The sequence below is a fragment of the Sorangiineae bacterium MSr12523 genome (assembly GCA_037157775.1).
Classification (GTDB): domain Bacteria; phylum Myxococcota_A; class Polyangia; order Polyangiales; family Polyangiaceae; genus Pendulispora; species Pendulispora brunnea.
This window is the reverse complement of sequence record CP089982.1, coordinates 8,948,246-8,973,595: the sequence shown is the minus strand read 5'-3', so window position 1 is coordinate 8,973,595 and position 25,350 is coordinate 8,948,246. Positions and strand designations below refer to the sequence as shown.

1 protein-coding gene is annotated in these 25,350 nt (G+C 65.4%); it reads left to right on the top strand.

Annotation, left to right across the window (positions count from 1 at the left end; translation table 11 throughout):
- Position 1 precedes the first annotated feature (1 nt).
- Complete coding sequence (locus tag LZC95_34915; protein ID WXA91639.1) at positions 2-25,339, top strand: amino acid adenylation domain-containing protein; 25,338 nt, start codon at positions 2-4, stop codon at positions 25,337-25,339.
- The last annotated feature ends 11 nt before the right edge of the window (positions 25,340-25,350 follow it).

Sequence of the window (25,350 nt, the reverse complement as noted above, 5' to 3'; positions counted from 1 at the left end):
AATGACCGGTATCGAGGAAAAGCTTCGCGAATACGTCAAGCAGCTAACGGTCGATCTTCAACGAAGCCGTCAACAGTTGAAGCTGGCCGAAGCGACCTCGCACGAGCCGATCGCGATCGTGGCCATGGGCTGCCGTTATCCGGGCGGGGTGCGGACGCCGGAAGATCTCTGGCGGCTGGTGGGCGAAGGGCGAGAGGCGATTACCGACTTTCCGTCCAACCGGGGCTGGGATGTGGAAGGGCTCTACGATCCCGACCCCGAGGCGAAGGGCAAAAGCTACGCGCGGGAGGGAGGCTTTCTGCACGATGCCGATCAGTTCGATGCGGCGTTTTTCGGTATTAGTCCGCGCGAGACGATGGCCATCGATCCGCAACAGCGCCTGCTGCTGGAGACCACGTGGGAAACGCTGGAGCGAGCGGGAATCGATCCTGCGACCCTTGCTGGGACACAAACGGGCGTGTTCGTGGGCGTCATTTACAATGACTACCTGCAGCTCCCGGCACCCGACGACCTGGAAGGGTACGTGGGCATGGGGAGCTCTCCGAGCGTAGCGTCGGGACGTATCGCCTACGCATTTGGATTGCACGGCCCGACGATGACGGTGGACACGGCATGCAGCTCGTCGCTCGTGGCGGTCCATCTGGCATGCCAGGCCTTGAGGCAAGGCGAGTGCTCGCTGGCGTTGGCGGGCGGCGTCACGGTGATGGCGACGCCGGGGGTCTTCGTGGCGTTCAGTCGGCAGCGCGGATTGTCGCCGGATGGTCGATGCCGGTCGTTCTCCGCGGAGGCGAATGGGACGAGTTGGGGAGAAGGCGCGGGGATGCTGCTGCTGGAGCGGCTATCGGACGCGAAGCGGAATGGCCATCCGATCGTGGGTCTGGTTCGTGGCTCGGCGGTGAATCAAGACGGCAAGAGCCAGGGACTGACGGCGCCGAACGGCCCCGCGCAGGAGCGTGTGATTCGGCAGGCACTGGAGAGTGCAAGACTTGGAGCGAGTGAGATCGACGCTGTGGAAGCGCACGGAACGGGGACGCGGTTGGGAGACCCGATCGAGGCGCGAGCGCTGATGGGGACGTACGGAGAGGCGCATACGAAGGACAAGCCATTGTGGCTGGGAAGTTTGAAATCGAATGTGGGGCATACGCAGGCGGCAGCGGGAGTAGGTGGCGTTATCAAGATGGTGCTGGCAATGCAGCACGGGATGCTGCCCAAGACGCTGCATGCGGAGCATCCGTCGCCCCACATCGATTGGTCGACGGGCACGGTACGCCTTTTGAGCGAACCGGTTGCCTGGATTGCGAATGGTCATCCGCGCCGCGCCGGCGTTTCCTCGTTTGGAATCTCGGGCACCAATGCGCATCTCATCGTCGAAGAAGCTCCGGCGCGCGAGACTGCCGCGGAGCAAGCCCCGGAGCCACGGCGCGCGGCCTTGCCTGTGGTGGTGTCGGGCAAGAGCGAGGCCGCGCTTCGCGCGCAGGCTTCGCGTCTTCGGGAGCATCTCACCTTGCGTCCGGCGCTCGATTGGGTCGACATCGCATATTCGCTGGCAACGAGCCGCTCGCATTTCGACTACCGCGCAGCCTTCGTCGCCCGCGATCGTGGCGAGCTGCTCCAAGCTTTGGAGGCGCTCGCGCAAGGACAAGCCAGTGCGAACGGCAAAGTCGCGAAAAGCAGCCAGGGCGGCAAGCTCGCGATGCTCTTCACGGGGCAGGGAAGCCAGCGCGCGGGAATGGGGCGCGCGCTGTACGAGGTGTTTCCCGTATTCCGCAATGCGATGGACGCGGTATGCGGTTTTCTGGACGGCGCGCGGCTGCGCGAGGTGCTGTTTGCCGCGGAGGAAACGGACGAAGCGGCGCTGCTGGATCAGACGCAGTACACGCAGACGGGATTGTTCGCGCTGGAGGTAGCGCTGTACCGGCTGATGGAGAGCTGGGGAGTGCAGGCGGACATGCTTCTGGGGCACTCGATCGGGGAGCTCGTGGCGGCGCACGTCTCGGGGGTGTTGAGCCTCGAGGATGCGTGCACGCTCGTGGGAGCCCGCGCGCGGTTGATGCAAGCGTTGCCGCGAGGCGGCGCGATGGTGATGGTGCGAGCGTCCGAGGAGGAGGTCCTTGGCGTGCTGGCCGGGGGCGTGAAAGGAGCGAGCATCGCGGGCGTCAATGGCCCGATGTCGACGGTGGTGAGCGGAGACGAGGACGCGGTTGCTGAAGTCGCGCAGGCCTTCGAGGCGCGCGGGCGAAAGGTGACGCGGCTGCGGGTGAGCCACGCGTTCCATTCGCAGCACATGGAGGGAATGCTGGAGGAGTACGGACGTGTGGCGCGAGGGCTGAAGTACGGAGCGCCGCGGATCCCGGTGGTGTCGAATGTGACGGGGAAGGTGGGAACGGAGCTTTGCTCCTGGGAATACTGGGTCAAGCAAGTACGGGAGGCGGTTCGATTCGCCGACGGCCTGCGCACGCTGGAGGGAGAAGGCGTGCGCACGTACCTGGAGCTGGGCCCCCAGGGCGTGCTGTCAGGGCTTGGGCAAGAGGTGATATCCAACGCGTCGTTCGTGCCTGCGCTGCGCAAAAGTCGAGACGAGGTGGAGACCTTGAGTGCGGCGGTGGGCGCCTTGCACGGACACGGCCAGCGCGTGGACTGGAAAGCGTACTTCGAGCCATGGCAAGCGCACCAAGTGGACCTGCCGACGTACGCCTTTCAGCGTGAGCGATTCTGGCTCGATGCACCGAAGAGAGCGCGAGGGGCCACTTCGGGTGTGTCGCCATTGGAGCACCCGTTGTTGGAAGGGGTAGTCCGACTGGCCGAGAGCGACGAGGTGTTGTTCACGGGAGAGTTGTCGGTACGGGAGCAGGGATGGCTGGGGGAGCACGAGATCTTGGGAAGGATCGTGCTTCCGGGGACGGCGTTCGTAGAACTCGCGGTGGCCGCGGCGCATCGTGTGGAACTGGAGGAGGTGGAGGAGCTGACCTTGGAATCGGCGCTGACGATTCCCAGGGAAGGCGCGATGCAGTTGCAGATGACGGTGGGGAAGGCCGAAGAGACGGGGCGGAGATCGGTGGCGATCTACACGCGGCCGACATTCGAGGCCGAAGAGACGACATGGACGCGGCATGCGACGGGAACGCTGGGCCCCGGGAGTGCCCCGGCGCCATTCGAGTTGCGGGCGTGGCCGCCGGAAGGGTCGATACCCGTTGCGCTCGATGGACTCTACGAGCGGCTGGCGGAGGCAGGATTCGGGTACGGTCCAAGCTTTCAGGGACTTCGCGGAGTTTGGAAACGCGGCGAGGAGCTGTTCGCGGAGGTGGAGCTGCCCGAAGCTGCGGCCCATGAGGCCGATCGGTTCGGGCTTCATCCTGCATTGCTCGATGCGGCGCTCCACGCGCTGATGTTGCAGGTCACCGGCGAAATGGCGCTGCCCTTTTCATGGAGCGGCGTATCGCTGCGGGCGGTGGGAGCGACGCGTCTGCGTGTGCGCTTCGAAAAAGGGGCGAGCGGCGTATCGCTCTGGGTGGCGGATGCGACGGGCGAACCCGTGGCGACGGTGCAGTCGTTCACCAGCCGACCCGTATCGACCGAACGATGGCAGAATGCGCCCGCCACGCATTCCGATGGGCTGTGGAGCGTCGCGTGGCCGGATGCAGAGCCTCCCGTGGTGGAAGCCGGGAAACACACCATCGCGCTCATCGGAGCCGATTCGCTCGGCCTGACGAGCGCACTCCCCCAAGGTGGCGCCTCGTGTTTCGCGAGCCTTGGCGCCTTGAAAGAAGCGCTCGATCAAGGTGGAGCGCTGCCCGAGGTCGTCGTCGTGCCCTTCGCGCTGGCCGCGGAGAGTACGGACGTCATCGCGGCGGCGCACGAAGCCACCGGTCAGGCGCTGGCACTGTTGCAAGCGTGGCTCGAGGATGCGCAGTTCGTGGCGAGCCGCCTCGTCTTGGTAACCCAGGGTGCCATCGCAACGCACGCGGGCGAAGACGTTGCGGATCTCGCGCACGCCGCGCTTTGGGGCTTGGTGCGCTCCGCACAAGCGGAAAACCCGGACCGGCGCATCGCGCTCGTGGACATTGACAGCAGCGATGGCTCAAGGCGTGCGTTCACGGGTGCACTCGATGCATCCGAATCTCAAATCGCGCTGCGCGGAGGACGATGCCTCGTCCCGAGACTGGCCCCGGCCCGTGCGCAAGACGCCCTGGTGCCCCCGCCGTCGCCGCCGTGGCGATTGGACATTCCGACGAAGGGAACGCTGGAAAGCCTCGAGCTCGTTGCCTATCCGGATGCTCTCGTTCCATTGAGGGCCGGGCAGGTGCGCATCGCGGTGCATGCCGCGGGGCTGAACTTCCGTGACGTGCTCGATGCGCTCGGAGTGTACCCAGGCGATGCGGGACCGCTGGGCGGTGAGGGCGCGGGTGTGGTCCTCGAAGTGGGCGCGGGTGTCACCAACGTGGCCCCCGGCGATCGCGTCATGGGGATCTTGCCCGCCGCATTCGCCCCCATCGCCGTGACCGATCATCGCATGATCACGCGGATGCCCGCTGGGTGGTCCTTCCGCGAGGGCGCCAGCGTTCCGGTGGTGTTCCTCACGGCGTACTACGGACTTGTCGATCTGGCGCATTTGAATGCCGGCGAACGCGCACTCATTCACGCGGCCGCGGGAGGCGTGGGCATGGCGGCCACGCAGCTCGCGCGGCACTTGGGCGCGGAAGTCTTCGGCACGGCGAGCCCTGGCAAATGGGGGACGCTGCGCGCACTCGGATTCGACGAGGCGCATATCGCGTCCTCGCGCACGCTGGACTTCGAAGCGCACTTCCGGCAGTCGACCGGCGGACGCGGAGTGGACGTGGTCCTCGATTCGCTGGCCCGCGAATACGTGGACGCCTCGCTGCGACTCTTGCCATCGGGCGGTCGTTTCCTCGAAATGGGAAAAACCGATGTTCGCGACGCGGCCATTGTCGCCGCCGAGCATCCTGGTGTGTCGTATCAGGCCTTCGATCTCGCTTCTGCGAGCCCGGAGCGCATTCAAGAGATGCTGGGCGAATTGGTCTCGCTGTTCGAGCGAGGCATCCTTCGTCCCCTGCCCATCACGGCGTGGGACATGCGCCAAGCCCCGCGCGCCTTCCGTGCGCTCGCACAAGCGGGGCACGTCGGCAAATTCGTACTCACGGTCCCGCGCGCGATGGACCCGGAAGGCACGGTGCTGATCACGGGCGGGACCGGGACCTTGGGCGCGCTCGTGGCGCGGCACCTCGTACGCGAGCACGGGGTGAAGCACCTTCTGCTCACCTCGCGCCAAGGAGCCAACGCGAAGGGCGCCGCGGCCCTGAAGGACGAATTGGAGGCGTCGGGCGCGCGCGTGAACATCGCGGCATGCGATGTGGCCGATCGGACCGCCTTGCAAACGCTATTGAACTCGGTACCCGGCGAGCACCCGCTGACGGCGCTCGTTCATGCGGCAGGCACCTTGGACGATGGAATGATCGGGTCGCTCACGCCGGAGCGGCTGCACGCCGTGTTGCGGAGCAAGCTGGATGCGGCGGTCCATTTGCACGAGCTGACGGAAAGGCACGAGCTGTCCGCCTTCATCCTGTTTTCCTCCCTTGCGGGCGTGCTCGGCGGACCCGGACAAGCAAACTACGCGGCCGCCAACGCGTTCCTCGACGCGCTCGCGCACCATCGTCGCGCGCGAGGCCTTGCCGCACTTTCGCTCGATTGGGGTTACTGGGAGCAGCCATCGGGCATGACCGCGCACTTGACCGAAGCCGACCTGCGGCGGATGGCTCGAGGTGGCCTGCTCGGACTCTCCGCGGCCGAGGGACTCGCCCTGTTCGATGCCGCCCTCGCTCGTTCGGACGCGGCCCTCGTTGGCGCGCGCTTCGACGCGGCGAAACTCGGCAAGCAGGCTACCCGCACGCGCCGCATCGCCACCAATGTCGCAGCCTCCTCGCTCCAGCAGCGCTTGCGCGCGCTGCCTCCTTCCGAGCGAGAGCGCGCGCAACTCGAGCTCGTGTGCGCCGACGTGGCCACCGTATTGGGGATGGCGTCCGCCCGCGCCCTCGACCCGCAACGTCCGTTGCAGGAGCTCGGGCTGGATTCCCTGATGGCCATCGAGCTGCGAAACCGACTCGCCGCCACGACAGGATTGCGCTTGAACGCGACCCTGCTCTTCGACCATCCCACGCCCTCGGACCTCGCTCGATTTTTGACCAAGCAGCTGCTCGGAGATGATGCCGAGCCGACCACGCCGCCGCTCGTGTCCCAGTTCGTCACGGCTCGCGCGGAAGACGATCCGATCGCCATCGTGGCCATGGGGTGCCGCTATCCCGGTGGTGTGAGCACGCCCGACGATCTGTGGCAGCTGGTCCACGAAGGCCGCGACGCGATCACCGCCTTTCCGGAAAACCGCGGCTGGAACGTGGAGGCTCTCTACGATCCGGACCCCGACGCCAACGGCAAGAGTTACGTGCGCCAGGGAGGCTTTCTGCACGATGCGGATCGGTTCGACCCTGCGTTCTTCGGCATCAGCCCGCGCGAGACGTTGGCGGTCGACCCTCAACAGCGGTTGCTCCTGGAGACGTCCTGGGAAACCCTCGAGCGCGCGGGCATCGAGCCGGCCACGCTTCAGGGCTCACGGACCGGTGTCTTCGTCGGCGTCATCTACAACGATTATGCGCAGCTATCCGCACCCGACGACCTGGAGGGCTATATCGGCATCGGCAGCTCCGCCAGCGTCGCCTCGGGACGCATCGCATACACCTTCGGATTGCAAGGTCCCACCGTCACCGTCGATACCGCGTGCAGCTCGTCGCTCGTTGCCATTCATCTCGCCAGTCAGGCTTTGCGCAACGGTGAATGCTCCCTCGCGCTCGCCGGCGGGGTCACGGTCATGGCCACCCCGGCCGCGTTCATTGGCTTTAGCCGCCAGCGCGGCCTTTCGTTCGATGGGCGCTGCAAGGCATTCTCCGCCGAGGCCAATGGCGTGGCGTGGGGCGAGGGGGCCGGCATGCTCTTGCTCGAGCGCCTCTCCGACGCCACGCAAAATGGGCATCCCATCCTTGCCGTTTTGCGTGGCTCGGCGGTCAATCAGGATGGCAAGAGCCAAGGCCTGACGGCGCCGAACGGACCCGCGCAAGAGCGTGTCATTCGGCAAGCCCTCGAGAGCGCGCGCCTCTCACCCGAGGACATCGATGCCATCGAGGCCCACGGCACCGGCACCACCTTGGGCGATCCCATCGAAGCCCGTGCACTCTTGGCGACCTACGGACATGCCCATTCCAAAGACAACCCTGTTTGGCTGGGTAGTCTGAAGTCCAATATTGGCCATACGCAAGCGGCGGCCGGCGTGGGTGGCGTCATCAAGATGGTATTGGCCCTGCAGCATGGCGTCTTGCCCAAGACCTTGCATGTGGATCATCCCTCGCCCCATGTCGACTGGTCCTCGGACACCGTTCGCCTTTTGAGGGAGTCCGTCCCGTGGCTGCGAAATGGTCGGCCGCGCCGCGCCGGGATTTCCTCCTTTGGTGTCTCGGGCACCAATGCCCACGTCGTCCTGGAAGAAGCGCCGTTGAATGCCGAGGCTGAGCGGCCCGCCCCGTCGCATTCGACGTTGCCGCTCGTGTTGTCGGGCAAGAGCGAAGAGGCGCTGCGTGCGCAGGCTTCACTCTTGCGTGAACACCTGGCGACGCATCCAGAGCTCGCGATGATGGACGTCGCGTATTCCTTGGCCACCCGTACCCACTTCGAGCATCGCGCGGCCGTCGTGGCCTCGGAGCGAGCCGAATGCATGGAGGCTCTGGAGGCGCTGGGCCAAGGGCGGCCGGCGGCTCGCGCGGTCGTGGGTCGGGTGGCGGGTGGCGGCAAGCTCGTTTTCGTCTTTCCGGGACAAGGCTCGCAATGGGCGGCCATGGCCGAGTCGCTGCTGGAGACGTCGCAGGTCTTTCGCGAGCAGATGGAAGCATGCGAGCGCGCGTTGTCGGCCCATGTGGAGTGGAGCCTCTTGTCGGTGCTGAGAGGAGAAGGCGACCCCGCGATGCTGGATCGCGTCGACGTCGTGCAGCCCGCGCTGTTCGCGGTGATGGTCTCACTGGCTGCGCTGTGGCGTTCGATGGGTGTCGAGCCCGATGCCGTCGTGGGACATAGTCAGGGGGAGATCGCCGCGGCCTATGTCGCAGGCGCATTGAGCTTGGAAGACGCCGCAAAAGTGGTGGCGCTGCGGAGCCTGGCGCTGCGAAAAATGGCCGGGCGAGGCGCCATGGCGGCGGTGGAGTTGGGTGCCCGAGAGATCGAGACCTACCTCGCGCCGTATGGCAATCGGCTGTCGACTGCGGCGGTGAACAGTCCACACGCGGTGCTGGTGTCGGGAGAGCCGGAAGCCATCGACGCGCTCTTGGGAGAGCTGGGTGACGCTGGAGCATTCGCGCGCAAAGTCCGCGTGAACTACGCCTCGCACAGCGCGCAGATGGAAGCGCTCGAAGAGGAGCTGACCGAGCAACTATCGAACATCGAAACGCACCCGGCGCGCATTCCCCTCTACTCGACGGTGACGGGCGGAGAGCTCGAAGGCGGAGAGCTGGACGGGAAGTACTGGTATCGAAATTTGCGAGAGACGGTTCGATTTCGCCAAGTGACGGAAAAGGTCATCGAGGAGGGATACGCCTTCTTCGTGGAGGTCAGTCCCCATCCCGTGCTGACGTTGCCGCTCAACGAGACACTGGAAAGCACGGGCGTGCCGGCGACGGTGGTGGGCACGCTCCAGCGCGACCAAGGAGACATGGGGCGTTTTCTGCTTTCGCTGGGCGAGCTTCATACGCGCGGACATCGTCTGGACTGGAAGGCCCTTTTCGAGCCGTTGCAGCCCCGGCGCGTCGAGTTGCCGACGTATGCCTTTCAGCGAGAGCGATTCTGGCTCGATGCCCCGAAGGGTCAACGCGCCGACGTGGCATCGGCGGGACTCGCTTCGATGGACCACCCGCTGCTCGGTGCCGCCGTGGCGCTGGCCGACGCGGGTGGATATCTGTTCACCGGTCGATGGTCGCTGTCGGAGCAGCCGTGGCTTTCGGGGCACGCGGTGTTCGGGGCGGTGATTGTTCCGGGCACGGCGTTCGTGGAGCTCGCTCTGATCGCGGCGCACCGAATTGGACTCGAGCGGCTCGAGGAGCTGACGTTGGAAGCGCCGCTGGCGTTGCCGCCTCGAGGTGCGGTGCGGATTCAGATGTCGGTGGGGGCCGCGGAGGAAACGGGACGAAGAGCATGGAGCGTGTACGCGCGCTCGGAGGACGCCGGGGAGGACAGCGCATGGACGCGGCATGCGACAGGGACCATGGGCCCGGCCGTGGAGGCGGAGCCTTTCGATCTGCGTGCCTGGCCGCCGCCAGGGGCCACGGAGCTCGGTCTCGAGGGACTCTATCCGCGATTGGCCGAGGCGGGGCTCGTCTACGGAGTCGACTTTCAAGGGCTTCGCGCGGTGTGGAAACGCGGCGAGGAGCTGTTCGCGGAGGTGGAGCTGCGCGAAGGGGCGGCCAAGGAGGCCGAGCGGTTTGCGCTTCATCCCGCGCTGCTCGATGCGGCATTGCACGCGCTTGCCTTGCAGGGAGCCAGCGAGGTGGAACTGCCCTTCTCGTGGAGCGGTGTATCGCTGCGCGCGATTGGGGCGACGCGGCTGCGCGTGCGCTTCGAGATGGGGGCCAGCGGGGTCTCGCTCTGGGCGGCCGATGCGACGGGCGAGCCCGTGGCGACGGTGCAAGCGTTCCATCGTCGACCGGTATCGGCCAAACGGTGGCAGCCAAGTGCGCCCGTCGCGCATCCCGAGGCGCTGTGGTGTGTCGCGTGGTCGGAGGTGCCTTCTGCCAACGCGGGTGCACCGGCGGGGGACCGCGTGCTCCTCGGTGTCGACACGCTCGGTCTCGCGAGTGCACTCCAAGCGGGTGCCGAGTGCGTTGCGAGCCATGCCGATCTCGGCGCCTTGAAAGCCGCCCTCGATCAGGGCGCAGCGCAGCCCGAGATCGTGGTCGTACCCTTCGCACCGTTCGCGTGGGCCACAAAGAGTACGGACGTCATCGCGGCGGCGCACGAAGCGACCGGCCAGGCGCTGGCATTGTTGCAAACGTGGCTCGAGGACGAGCGATTCGTGGCGAGCCGCCTCGTCTTGGTGACCCAAGGTGCCATCGCGACGCACGCGGGCGAAGACGTTACCGATCTCGTACACGCCGCGCTTTGGGGCTTGGTGCGCTCCGCGCAAGCGGAGAACCCGGATCGGCGCATCGTGCTCGTGGACATCGATGGTAGCGATGACTCCCGGCGTGCGATCACGGGCGCACTCGATGCATCCGAATCTCAAATCGCGCTGCGCGGCGGACGATGCCTCGTGCCGAGACTGGCCCCGGCCCGTGCGCAGGACGCTTTGGTGCCCCCGCCGTCATCCGCGTGGCGATTGGACATTCCGAAGAAAGGGACGCTGGAAAGCCTCGAGCTCGTCGCCTACCCGGAGGCTCTCGCTCCGTTGGGTGCAGGGCAAGTGCGCATCGCGGTGCATGCCGCGGGGCTGAACTTCCGTGACGTTCTCGATGCACTCGGCGTACTTCCGCGGGATGTCGGACCGCTGGGCGGTGAGGGCGCGGGTGTGGTCCTCGAAGTCGGTGCGGGTGTCACCCAAGTTTCGCCGGGCGACCGCGTCATGGGAATGTGGCCCGCGGCATTCGGTCCCGTTGCCGTAGCCGATCATCGCATGATCACGCGGATGCCCGCTGGGTGGTCCTTCCGGGAGGGCGCCAGCGTACCGGTGGTGTTCCTCACCGCGTACTACGGGCTCGTCGATCTGGCGCATCTGAATGCCGGCGAGCGCGTACTCATTCACGCGGCGGCGGGAGGCGTCGGCATGGCAGCGACGCAGCTTGCGCGGCATCTCGGGGCGGAAGTCTTCGGCACCGCGAGTCCGCGCAAATGGGGGACGCTGCGGGCGCTCGGATTCGACGAGGCCCATACCGCATCCTCGCGCACGCTGGACTTCGAAGCGCACTTCCGGCGGTCGACCGGCGGACGCGGCGTGGACGTGGTCCTCGATTCGCTGGCTCGCGAATACGTGGATGCCTCGCTGAGACTTTTGCCGTCGGGCGGTCGTTTCCTCGAAATGGGGAAAACCGATATTCGCGACCCGGCCATGGTCGCCGCCAAGCATCCTGGCATCTCGTATCGAGCTTTCGATCTCGTTGAAGCGGGCCCGGACCGCATTCAAGAGATGCTGGGCGAATTGGTCTCGCTGTTCGAGCGAGGCATCCTTCGTCCGCTGCCCATCACGGCGTGGGACATGCGCCAAGCCCCGCGCGCCTTCCGCGCGCTCGCGCAAGCCGGTCACGTTGGCAAATTCGTCCTCACGGTCCCGCGCGCGATGGATGCCCAAGGCACGGTGCTGATCACGGGTGGGACGGGGACCTTGGGAGCGCTCATCGCGCGTCACTTGGTGCAGCGGTACGGGGTGAAGCACCTTCTGCTCACCTCGCGCCAAGGAGCCAACGCGAAGGGTGCCTCGGCGCTGAAGGACGAGTTGGAGGCATCCGGCGCGCGCGTGAGCATCGCGGCATGCGATGCGGCCGATCGAAGCGCGTTGCAAACGCTATTGAACGCGGTACCTGGCGAGCACCCGCTGACGGCGGTCGTTCATGCGGCGGGCACCTTGGACGATGGAATCCTTGGGTCGCTCACGCCGGAGCGCCTGCACGCCGTCTTGCGGACCAAGCTGGATGCGGCGATGCATTTGCACGAGCTGACGGAAAAGCACGAGCTGTCCGCCTTCATCCTGTTTTCTTCCCTTGCGGGGGTGCTCGGTGCCGTAGGTCAGGCCAATTACGCGGCCGCCAACGTCTTTCTCGATGCCCTCGCGCACCATCGCAAAGCTCGAGGACTCGCCGCGCTCTCGCTCGACTGGGGCCATTGGGGAAACAAGAGCGGCATGACCGCTCATCTCACGGACGCCGATCTCCAGCGAATGGCCCGTGCGGGGATCCGCTCGCTCTCCCCGGAGGAAGGTCTCGCTCTTTTCGATGCGGCCCTCGCGAGGCCCGACGCCGGCCTCGTTCCCGCGCACTTCGCGGGCGCCAAAGCTCGCGCACGCGCCACCAACGCCGCCAGCGGTCCCTCTCTCGTGCATCGCCTTCGCGCGCTTCCCCCCGAGAAACGCGAAGAAGCACTGCTCGACGCGGTCCGCTCCGAAGTGGCTACCGTCCTGGGCATCGCATCCCCTGGGAGCGTGGATCCCCGTCGTCCGCTGCAGCAACTCGGACTCGATTCGCTCATGGCCATCGAGCTGCGAAACCGAATCTCTACGGCCACGGCGCTGCGCCTTCAGGCGACCCTGCTCTTCGATCATCCTACGCCCGCAGCGCTGACGACGTTTCTCATCGAAAAGCTTCAGCTGGACGGGGCAGAATCTCCTCGCGCCATAGCCCCCGAGCGGCCCCGAACGGCCCGTCGCGAAGCGGCGCAGGATGCGCTCCCGTCCACCAACGATGTCGCCATCCTTGGCCTGTCCGGTCGCTACCCCGGCGCCGAAGACATCTTCGCCCTTTGGGAGAATCTCCTGAATGGAAAGGACGCCATCACCGAGATTCCCGTGGAGAGATGGGATCACACACAGTACTTCGATACCCAAAAGAACAAGCCCGGAAAAGCCTATAGCAAGTGGGGCGGCTTCATCGATGGCGTCGACGAATTCGACCCCATCTTTTTCAACATTGCGCCAAGCATGGCCGCCTTCATGGACCCGCAGGAGCGGCTCTTCCTGGAAACCAGCTGGAACCTGCTGGAAAGCGTTGGATACACGCGCGAGCACTTGAAGGAAGCTTACGACGCGAAAGTGGGTGTCTTCGTGGGCGCGTGCTACCAGCTTTACGGCGCATTCGCCGCGGACGAAGTCGAACAGGCGGCCATCGCGCTGTCCTCGTACAATGCGATTGCCAATCGGGTTTCTTATTTCTTCGACTTGCGCGGTCCCAGCATTGCGGTCGATACGATGTGTTCATCCTCGCTGACCGCCATCGACATGGCCTGCCAAAGCCTCATCCGCGGAGATTGCCTCGTGGCCATCGCCGGCGGCGTCAGTCTTTCCATTCATCCAAGGAAATACGTTGCGCTCAGCCAAGCTCAGATGCTCGGCAGCCATCCCGGCAGCCGCAGCTTCAGCGCCGGCGATGGCTTTTTGCCCGCCGAAGCCGTGGGCGCGGTACTGCTCAAGCCTTTGGGTCGAGCGATCCAAGACAATGACACCATCTTGGCGGTGATCAAATCGTCGCTGACCAACCACGGTGGCCACTCCATCGGCTATTATGCGCCCAACACCGAGGCGCAGGTTCGGTTGATCGAAGACAACTTCAAAAAGGCGGGCATCGATCCGGAGAGCATCGGCTACGTCGAAGCTGCTTCCAACGGCGCCAACCTGGGCGACGCCATCGAACTCAGTGCGCTGAGTCAGGCCTTTGCCAAGTTTACGGCTCGAAAGCAATATTGCCCGATCGGAACCATCAAATCGAACATTGGTCATCCGGAGGCCGCCTCGGGCATCGCGCAGTTGACCAAGGTCGTATTGCAGCTGCAGCACCAGCAATTGGTGCCCTCGATCCAGACGGCACCGGCGAATCCCGATATCCACTTTGCCGATACCCCGTTCTATCTGCTCGATCGCGCCATACCATGGGAACGTGTCGGTGGTCCGCGCCGCGCGACGGTCAGCTCCTTCGGTGCCGGCGGATCCAATGCGCATGTGATCCTGGAGGAGTACTCCGCGCCGGCGCACGCATCGGGCGCGGCTCAGGATACGCAGCCCGAGATCATCGTGCTCTCGGCGCGCACGCAGGAGCAATTGGGCGACGTCGCCCAACGTCTCTGGCAGCATCTGCAGAAGCACGCGAACCTTTCGTTGGCCAATATCGCACATACCCTGCAATCCGGCCGCGAGGAAATGGATTGCCGATTGGCGCTGGTCGTCGCCGATGTTCCGGAGCTTGCGCGCGGTCTGCAGCGCTACCTCGCGTCGACGGGCGATCCGGTGATCACGCATACCGGCAATCTCAGGGAACAGACGGCCACGCGCGAGCTCTTGTCGGGCAAGGCCGGCGAAGCGGTCGTCCAAATCTTCCTCGCCGAGGGCAATCTCGACAAGCTGGCGCTGCATTGGGCGCAAGGCGGCAAGGTGCCGTGGGCGGAATTGCATCGAGGCAGGAACCTGCGAAAGGTCTACTTGCCGACCTATCCATTTTCGCGTGCCTCGTTTTGGCTCTCCGGCCGGGCTTCACCGGCCGCAGTGCGCGGCGACGAAAGCGGGCCGCCGCCCGCCCCGCAGGACGACCCGGACAGCGTGGCGGCCATCCAGAGCTACCTCCGTGCACGGCTGCTCGAATGGTTGCAGCTTCCGGCGGACTCACTCCAACCGCAAGAGCCGCTCGGCAACTATGGCGTCGACTCGATGTTGGGCATGCGGCTCGCCGCCGCCATCGAGGAGAACTTGGGCATCCCGCTCACCGCCCGCGAGCTCCTCGAGAATCCAACGCTCGCGTCCCTGGCGTCGCACCTTCACGGCAAAGCGAACGGCCTATCGAACCGTTCGGCATTGAAAGACCGCGAGCGGGCAATCTCTGCACACAGCGCGCCGGATGAAGCCAAATCGAGCTTGTCGGAAGGCCAAAAGGGCATTTGGCTCCTCGAGAAATTGGAGCCCGGCACGGGGAATTACAATGTTCCCATCGCGATGCGGATTCTCGGATCGCTCGACGCAGAGGCGCTCGATCGCGCGTTCGCGTTCGTATGCCATCTTCATCCGATCTTGAGGACGACGATCCGGGAAGAAGGCGGCGTTCCTTGCCAGGTCGTTGCCCGCGCCACCGTGCTGGAGGTGCAGCACGAGGCGTACGACGCGGCCCAACGAGGCGACATCCTCGTCCATCTTCGCGAGCGCGCGAAACGGCCTTTCCAACTCGACGGCGGCCCGCTGGCACGCTTCGAAGTGCTGACCACGTCACCGGAGGAACACTTCGTCCTGGTCACGGTCCATCATCTCATTTTCGACGGCAGCTCTGCGATGTTGCTGCTGGACGCGTTGCTCACCGCCTTGCGCTGCGAGTCGGCCGGTACCGATCCGGCGACGCGTTTGGGCGCTCCGCCGGCGGGTATCGCGTATCACGACTTCGTCCAGTGGGAGCAGTCGGTCCTTTCGGGCCCGAAGCGCGCGGAGCATCTGGCCTATTGGAAAAGCTATCTTGCGGGCGAGCTCCCGCAGGTGCTTCCGCCGCCCGATCGGCCGCGCCAGGCCGGGCATCGCCATCCTGGCGGCACGCACGCAAAGGTGTTGCCCCGCGAGCTGGCCGACGAGGTTCGCGCGTACGCCAAGGCGAGCGGCGTGAAATGCACGGCCATATTTCTCGCGACGCTCGAGTTGCTGCTGAGCGTCTACACGGGCCAGAGCGACATCGTCATTGGAATGCCCATCGCGCGCCGGCATCGGCGCGATGACGTCTCCGCCATCGGTTACTTCGTCAACATGATGGTCGTGCGCAGCGATCTCTCCGCCGATCGCACCTTTCGCGAGCTCCTCGAAGAACTGAAATATGCGCTGGCAGATGGCTTCGATCACGCCGATTTTCCCTTTCCTGCGCTGGTCAAGGAGCTCGGCGTGGAGCGTCAGCTCGGCGCAAAACCGGTATTCCAAACGCTCTATGCGTATCAGAACTTCCTTCGAGCTCACGAGCGTCCTCAGGAGGCCACGGATCCATTCCGCGCGGAAATCGTCGAAGGCCTATCGCAAGAAGGCGAATACGACTTCGGCCTGGAGGTCTACGAGCTGGAGACGGACTTCGATGTCCATATCAAGTTCGCCCAAGATCTCTACACTCCGGCCACCATCGAACGCATGATGCGCGAATTCGTGCATCTGCTGCGCACCTGCGTTTCCTCGCCCGATGCGGCGATGTCTCGCCTCCCGCTCGCTCCACCCGAAGAGCACCGCCGGATCGAGCGCTATTGGAGCCAAGCAGCCGGCCCCGCCCCGAGGCACGAGGAAGGTATCATCGCCCACTTTTCGGAGCAGGTCGCACGCTATCCCGACAAGATCGCGTTGACGTGCGGTGCGCGGAATCTGACCTACGGCGAGCTCGATCGCAAAGCGAGGAATTTGGCGCGCTATCTGACCGAGCAGGGCGTGCGCACCGAGAGCGCGATCGGCGTATGCATGCATCGCTCGGTCAATCTGATCGTGGCGCTGCTGGGGATTCTTAAGGCCGGAGGCGCCTACGTGCCCTTGGATCCGTCCTATCCCCAGGCCCGCTTGGCGCATGTGGTGGCCGATTCGCGTGTTTCGCTCATCGTCACCGAACTTGCCCTGAAGGATTCGCTCGCGCCCACCCAGACGCTGGCGCTCGACGCCCCCGATATCGAAGCCCTCCTCGAGCGCGAGGTCCAGGAAGACGAGGACAATCAGCCCGAGCACGGCGGCGCCGACAATCTCGCGTACATCATCTACACCTCGGGTTCCACGGGGCAGCCCAAAGGGGTCATGGTCGAACAGCGCGGCGTGGTCCGGCTGGTCAAGAACAACGATTATGTTCCCCTGTCGCAAGACGCCGTTCTTCTGCACGCGTCGTCCATTACCTTCGATGCGGCGACCTTCGAGGTCTGGGGTGCGCTGCTCAATGGGGCGCGCCTGGTGCTGTATCCGAGTGCGTCGATGGACCTCCTGGAGCTCGGCCGGCTCATCGAGGCGCAAAACGTCACCATCGCGTGGATGACCGCGCGGCTTTTCGACCAATTCGTCGCCGTATGGGACAAGCCACTACCGTCCTTGAAATACCTGCTGGCCGGCGGCGATGTCGTATCGCCGGCGTCCGTTCAACGCGCGTATGCGCGTCATCCGGGGCTGCAAATCGTCAATGGATACGGTCCCACCGAGAACACCACGTTCAGTACCTGCTACGCGATCCCACGCGATCTCGACGGCATGTCGCCGGTACCCATCGGCCGCCCGATCCGCCATGGCACCGCGTACGTTCTGGACCGCCACATGCGCCTTTGCCCGATCCACGGCATCGGCGAGCTCTTTCTCGGCGGCGACGGTCTTGCGCGGGGCTATGCCAATCAACCCGTGCTGACCACCGCGAAATTCCTCTCCGACCCGTTCTCCCGGGCCCCGAATGCGCGGCTTTACCGGACCGGCGATCGAGCGCGGTGGCGGCCCGATGGCACGTTGGAATTCATGGGGCGGAGCGACGACCAAGTGAAGGTTCGCGGCTTCCGCATCGAGCTCGGTGAAATCGAAACGGCGCTCCGGAGCCACCCTCGTGTGCGCGAGGCGGTGGTGATTGTGAAACGAAGCACCGAGCAACTCATCGCCTACGTCACGGCAGACGACGAAGAAGGACTGGCTCCCGAGCTGCACGCACATTTGGAGGCGCGTCTTCCGGAATACATGCTTCCAGCTGCCATCGTCCCGCTGCGTGCCATCCCGCTGACCCGAAACGGCAAATTGGATATCGCCGCACTCCCGGAAATCGAACTATCCATGACGGCCGCCTCCGATCAGGGGCATGTGGAACCCCCGCGAACGGAGATGGAGTTCGCCCTATACGGTATTTGGAAAGAGATCCTGGGGCTCGAGGAATTCAGCGTCACCGCCAACTTTTTCGACCTCGGCGGGCATTCCTTGTTGACCATGCGCATGACGGCCTTGGTGGAGGAGCGCCTCTCTCGAAAGCTCTCCATCCGCGACGTGTTCAAAGCCCAAGCCTTGCGGCCGCTGGCCCGCATGCTGAGCGCCGCCGGCGCGGCCGCTCGACCCGCGATGACCAGGGTCTCGGGCGAAAATCTGCAGACCTCCTTTGCCCAGAGGCGTATGTGGTTTCTCGAGCGCGCGTGGGGCGCCGACGAGATCAACCATGTGCCGATGGTGCTGCGCATCGAGGGCGATTTGGAGGTCGTCGCGCTCGAAAAAGCGCTCCGCGAGATCGTTCTGCGCCACGAAAGCTTGCGGACGGTATTCAATCCCGCGCACACCGGATTGATCTGCAACGTTCTAAATGACTTCCGCGTACCCTTCGAAGTCCACGATTTGACGGGAGCGTCGGGCTCGGAGCTGTCCTCGAAGGCCGAAACCATCGGTCGCGAGTTCGTGGTCCGGCCTTTCGATCTCGCCGCCGATCTCATGTTGCGCGCGTCCGTGATGAAGGTGGGCGACGCGCAATGGACGCTGATCATCGTCGTGCACCACATTGCCTTCGACGGACAATCGTTGCGCGTCTTTCTTCGCGAATTGTCTGCTCTGTATGGGGCGATCGCGAAGGGGGTGCCGTCGCCGCTTCCCGAGCCGGCGTTTCAGTATCAAGATTATGCCAAATGGCAGCAGGAGTGGCTCGACGGCGGTCAGCGCGATATCGAGCTCGCGTATTGGCGAAACAAGCTGAAAGATCTCCCGATTCTGCACTCCGTGCCCACGGATCGCCCGCGTCCCGCCGAGCAGACCTTCGAAGGCGCCTATTACCATCAATCGATCCCCGATGCGCTCACCCGCGAGCTTTTGGCGCTGGGGCGTTCCCGGGATGCCAGCTCGTTCATGGTGATGCACGCCGTGTTCGCGCTGCTCCTGCATCGATGCAGCGGTGAGACGGACATTGTCGTGGGCGCGCCCATTGCGGGAAGAACCCAGGCGGAGACGGCGCCGCTGATTGGTCTCTTCGTCAACACCTTGGTCCTGCGGGCCGATCTCTCCGGAAATCCGACCTTCATCGAGTTTTTGGAGCGCGTACGCGATACCGATCTGGAGGCGTTCGAAAACCAGAACCTCCCCTTCGAATCCGTGGTCGATGCCCACGCCGGCGAACGAAGCCTCGCGCACCACCCGTTGTTCCAAATCATGCTCACGATGGAACACTTTGCCGAAGGTGAGCTTTTCCTGGGCGAAGCCACCATGGCCTTGACGCGTCCGAAGGCGCAATCGAAGGCAAAGTTCGACCTCGTCCTGCACGTTCACGAGACGCCCACGGGGATGATGTGCCTTTGGGACTACGCCACCTCGCTCTTCGATGCCGCGACGATCCAGAGTATGGCGGGCCACTTCGAGGACCTGTTGCGGAGCGTGGTGGACGACCCATCGCGCACGCTCGAGCAGCTGATTCTTCCAGCCGCGGGCGCATGCGTGGAATCGCCCGAAGCCGTACCGAACCACCGCGAGGGAAAGCTGGCCATCACCGTCGACCGCGCGCTGACGGCTCGCATCGATGCGCGTTCCGCGTATCGGATCCTGCTCGAGCGCCACCCGGAGCTCGATGACGTTGCGATTGGCGTGCGGCCGCTGCACGAGACGGCCAAGCTCGATATGGTGTTCTCGTTCGCCGAGGGCGAAGGAAGCCTCGAGGTGAGCGTCGAGTACAGCAAGGACCTTTTCGAGGAAACCGCCGTGCGGCGGCTGCTCGCTCACTTCCGAACCCTGCTCGAGAGTGCCACGTTGCATCCGGCGGACGCGGTCGATGCACTGGAGATGCTCCCCGCCGAGGAGCGTCGCGTGCTCGCCCGGTGGAGCGAACCAAGCGTTTACGACACGCGTGAGGCTACGATTCACGGGCTCTTCGAAGCACAGGTCGAACGAACACCGGACGCACCGGCGCTCGCGTGGCAGGGCGGATTCATTTCGTATCGGGACCTGGATGCTCGTGCCAACCGCCTTGCACGACGGCTGCGCAAGCTCGGTGTCGGGGCCGATGTCGGGGTTGGACTCTTCGTCGACCGCTCGCCGGAAGCCATCCTCGCCATTCTCGCGATCCTCAAGGCGGGCGGCATGTATGTGCCCCTCGATCCTTCGCTTCCTCCTGCTCGGCTGTCGTTCTTGATCGAGGATACGGCGTTGCGTGTTGCGTTCGTCCAGCCGCATCTCATGGATGAATGGCCCCATCCGGACACCTTTCTCATTCCGCTCGATATGGACGACTCCGCGGCTGAGGACGACGCACGGCTCGACGTGCGGCTGCACCCGGAGCATGGCGCCTACGTGATGTTCACGTCCGGCTCCACGGGCACGCCCAAAGGCGTCTTGGTCCCTCATCGCGCCGTCGTGCGCCTTGCCAAGGCGCGGGGGCACTTCCGAAGCACGGCGGAGGACGTCTTTTTCCAGTACGCGCCGCTTTCGTTCGATGCGTCCACGTTCGAGATCTGGACCGCGCTCCTCAACGGAGCACGGCTCGTCGTCCCGCCGCCCGGTATTCTCTCCATCGAACGACTGGGCGAGGCCCTCCGGGGCCACGGTGTCACGATACTTTGGCTCACCGCGCCGCTCTTTCACGAGATCGTCGATAGGGCGCCCGAGATCCTCGAAGGCGTTCGAATCCTGCTCGCGGGCGGTGATGCACTTTCCTTGCGCCACGTCGAGGCCGCGAAAAAGCGCCTCCCGTATACCCGCATCATCAACGGCTACGGGCCGACGGAGAACACCACCTTCACCACCTTGGGACCCGTCGACACGACGCTGGGGGGCCGTTCGGTACCGCTCGGCACACCCATCGACAATACGCGCGTCTACGTTCTCGACGAGCACTTGCGGCCCGCCCCCATTGGCGTGCCCGGTGAGATCCATGCCGCGGGCGATGGGCTCGCACGCGGCTACTGGGCGCGCGCCTCGCTCACATCCGAGCGATTCATCCCCGATCCATTTTCGCGCGAGCCGGGCGCTCGCATGTACCGCACGGGGGATCGCGGGCGATGGCTCGAGGACGGGAGCCTCGAATTTCTGGGCCGGCGCGATCATCAGATCAAGGTCCGCGGTTTCCGCATCGAGCCCGGTGAGATCGAGCATGCGCTGCTCGCCCATCCGGCTGTCGCCGAAGCCCTGGTCTTGGCGCGCCAGGAGGAGGTTCCAGGCGACAAGCGCCTTTGCGCGTACATGATTCCCAGCGAGCCAGGCGATCTCGGTTCCATCGCCGATTTGAGAGAACACCTCGAGCGAAGGCTTCCCGAGCACATGATTCCGGCGGCGTTCGTCGTGCTGGAGAAATGGCCACTTCGAGAGAATGGCAAGGTCGATCGAAGTGCGTTGCCGCCGCCGCCGCAGGGCGGGGGTGATGCGCACGAAGACGCGCGTCCAAGGGCGGAGCCGCGCAACCCGGCGGAACGGATCCTGACGGGGATTTGGGCCGAGGTATTGCGATTGGAGCGAGTGGGCATCGACGACAATTTTTTCGAGCTCGGGGGAGACTCCATCCTCAGCATCCGGGTCTTGGCGCTCGCCCGTGAGCAAGGGCTGTCGTTCTCCATGCAGACGTTGCTTCGGCATGGGACCATCCGCGCGCTCGTCGAGGAAGCGGCCGCCGGAAGCGTCGGAAATGAGGCAGCACCGGCGCCCGCATCGCGGTTTGCTCCGTTTGCGTTGGTCGACGAAGCCGACCGATTTCGGCTTCCCGAGGATGTGGTCGACGCGTATCCGATGACCGCGCTCCAGCACGGCATGCTCTTTCATGGCGAGCTCTCGCCCGAGGATGCGACCTACCACGACGTTTTCAGTTTTCGCATCGAGGACGCGATCGATCCTGCCGCGCTCGCGCGTGCGCTCGATGCGCTCGCCGCCGAGCACGCGATCCTGCGGACGTCGTTCGATTTGCAGACGTACGCCCAGCCGCTGCAGCTGGTTCACCGCAGCGCATCCACGCCCCTCATCGTGGAGGATCTCCGGGACAAGACCGCCGAGGCGCAGCAGGCTTTGCTCGAGGCGCGCTTTCGCGAGGAGCTTGCCCGCAGGTTCGATTGGACCAAGCCTCCGATGCTCCGCTGCGATGCGTACCGGCTCGGGGAGCGACGAACGGAGCTCGTGGTGAGCTTTCACCATGCGATCCTCGACGGCTGGAGTTTCGCGACGTTCCTGGCGGAGCTTTTGCAACGCACCTTCAACCCCGCGCGCACGGCGACCGCTGGGGATGCGCCGCCCTATCGCGACTACGTTGCGCTCGAGCAGGCCGCGCTCGGCGACGAGGAAACGAAGCGCTTTTGGCGCGCGTCGCTCGAGGATGCGCCGGTGCTCGCATTGCCGCGGCTTCGGGGGGCGGCGCCCCGTCCCGATGACGTGCGACAGCTTGCCGTGCCCATTGCCGCGCAGACGTCTGCGGCGCTGCGACGGGTCGCCGCCGACGCGGGGGTGCCGCTCAAGACCGTACTTCTCGCCGCGCACATTGGTGCGCTGCGTCTCGCGACCGGCGAGGACGATCTCGTCACCGGCATGGTCACCCATGGGCGGCCGGAAGCGCGTGACGCCGAGCGGACCCTGGGACTCTTTCTCAACACGCTGCCTCTGCGCATGCGCGTCCGTCCTTCATCGTGGATGGATATCATCCGCGACGTCTTCGCCGCGGAGCAGGCCACGTTGCCGCATCGTCACTATCCCCTCGCCGAGATGCAGCGGCATGCTGGGCGGCCGCTTTTCGAGGTGATGTTCAACTTCATTCATTTCCACGTGCTCGGAGACGTCGGGAAAAGCGCCCGCGCATCGATGGCCCTGACCCGCAGCGCGACGGCGACGAACTTTCCGCTTGCCGCGGCCTTCTCGGTGGATCCTGCGACTCAGGCCATGGATCTGCTGTTGGAGACCGTCGAGCCCGAGCTCTCCGGCGACGTGCTGCGGCGCATCGGAGGCCATTATGCCGCGATTCTCGAGCGCATGGCCGAGGACCCTCGAGGCCATTGCGATGCTGCGGATCTCGTACCGTCCGAGGACCAGGAGATCTTCGCGCGTTGGAATGGCAGCCGTGCAGGCTTTGCGGAGTCCAGCACACTTGTCACGCCCACCACGATCTCCGCCTTGTTCGAGGCCCAAGTCGACCGCACCCCCAACGCCGTCGCGTTGATGGGCGGGGCCGCGCTGACCTACGCCGAGCTCGATGTTCGCGCCAATCGCCTCGCGCATCACTTGCGCAGCCTCGGCACGAAGTGCGAAACGCGGGTCGGCCTTTGCCTTCATCGGGGTGAAGCGCTCATCGTTGCCTTGCTTGCGATCCTCAAGGCGGGTGGCGCGCATGTTCCTCTCGATCCGAGCTATCCGCCCGAGCGCCTCGCCTTCATGCTCGCCGACGCGGGCTGCTCCCTGGTCATCACGGCCCGCGATCTCGTGCCGCGGCTCGCGGGCGCCGAGGCGACGCCGCTGGTGCTCGAGGAGCTCGGGCCGCACCTGGCTCGTTGTCCCGACGCGCGCCCGGACAATTGGCTCGACCCGGACAACCTGGCGTACGTCATCTACACGTCGGGCTCCACCGGAAAGCCCAAGGGGGTTCTCGTTTCCCACGGCGCGGTCTCGAGCTTCGATGCCGCCCTCCAGCATGCCGCCTACCGCGAGCTCCCGCCCGGACTTCGCGTAGCCCTCAACGCGTCCCTGTCCTTCGACGCCTCCGTGCAGCAATGGGTACGGCTGCTCCATGGCGACACGTTGTTCCTCGTTCCGCAGGAGATGCGCCTCGACCCACCGCGGTTGATCGGTTTTCTGCACGAGCATCGCATCGACGTACTCGATTGCACGCCCAGCCATCTGGAGCTCCTGCTCGAGGCGGGGTTCGGTCGAGAGCATCGCCATACGCCACGCCTCGTGCTCGTCGGCGGAGAGGCCATCGATCCCGCTCTATGGCAGCGCCTTGGCCAGCTCTCCGGCACGAGGTTCATCGACGTCTACGGTCCCACCGAATCGACGGTCGACACCACCGCACGGATCATCGAGCCCGGCTCCGTTCCTGCCCTCGGAGGTCCGCTGCCGAATGTTCGACTCCACGTGCTCGCTCCTTCCCTGGTGCCGGTTCCCGTCGGCGCTGCCGGGGAGATCTTCATCGGCGGCGCGCAGCTCGCGCGTGGCTACATGGGACGTCCCGCGCTCACGGCCGAACGCTTCCTTCCGGATCCTTTCTCGCCCGTCCCGGGCGCGCGGATGTACCGCACGGGCGATCGTGCGCGTTTCACCCTCGACGGGCAACCACGGTTTCTTGGCCGCACCGATCATCAGGTCAAAATCCGCGGATTTCGCATCGAGCTGGGGGAGATCGAGGGCGCGCTTCTCTCCCACGAAGCGATTCGCCATGCCGTGGTTTCGGCCTTCGAGACATCGTCCAAAGAGCTAGCCCTCGTGGCGTATGTGGTCCCCGCCGAGCGGGGTGCGGTCGATGCCGCGGCGCTGCGCACCTTCCTCGAAGCGCGCCTTCTCGAGGCGATGGTCCCCGCCGTCTTCGTTTTTCTTCCGGAGTTGCCTTTGAACGCCGCGGGCAAGGTCGATCGCCGCGCCTTGCCCGCGCCCGATCGGGACCTCGGCACGACAAGGGCCGACGCGATCTTGCCGCGCGATCCCATCGAGCTCGCGCTCGTGGAGCTCTGGGAAGAGCTGCTCGACGTGCGTCCCATTGGTGTCGGCGACGACTTCTTCGCGTGCGGAGGTCACTCGCTGAACGCGCTGCGCATGCTCGCACGGGTCGAGCAGCGCTTCGGACGAACCGTGGCCCTGCCGCAACTCCTTCGGAACACGACGATCGAGGCTCTCGCCGCCGCACTGCGCACGGAATCGACCGAGCAAACCTCCAGCCTGGTCGCACTCGAGGCGCGAGGCACGGGTGTTCCACTGTACTGCGTGCACGGCATCGGTGGCTCGGCGCTCTCCTTTTTGCCGCTTGCCCGCGCCCTCGGCCATGAGCGGCCGATTCACGGCTTCGACGCCCCTGGGCGATACGATGACGCGCTGCCGTTCGACGACGTGAATGCGCTCGCGAGTCACTATGCCGAGTTATTGCTCGGCGCCTCCACGCCGACGCGCCCGTTCTGGCTCCTCGGGTGGTCCTTCGGGGGCGTCGTCACCCTCGAGATCGCGCGAAGCCTCGAGGCGAAGGGCGCGCAGGTTGCCGGCGTGATCCTGCTCGATAGCCGATTACCTCACTTCGGCGATCCGGAGCACGTCGACGAATCCGTGTACCTCGCCCTCTTCGCGCGCGAGCAAGGGATCGCATTGACCGCCGACGACGAACGAGCCCTTCGAGGCCCCAATGGCGTCGCCGCTCTCGCCGCGGCCGCCGTCGCGCAAGGCGTCTTGCCCTCGGCGACCGCCGTGGTGCAAGTGCGCCGGGCGCTTCGCGTGTGCACGGCCCATATGCGTGCCTTTGCCCGCCACCGGCCGCGTGCCACGAAGGCGAGCGTCACGCTGATTCGTCCGCACGAAGGCGCGGAGCACGTCGCCAATGAAGACTGGAATGCGCTGACACCGACTCCCGTCGTCGTTCATCGCACCCCGGGGAATCACGTCGACATGCTGCGCCCCCCGCACGTGACCCACCTGGCCGCGCTCGTGCGCGAGCTGCTGGCATCGCGCGACCGATAGACGCTGCCGTC

What these genes read in the sequence shown, in the direction of transcription:
- LZC95_34915 (WXA91639.1), top strand. Translation starts at nt 2, where the DNA reads ATGACCGGTATCGAGGAAAAGCTTCGCGAATACGTCAAGCAGCTAACG.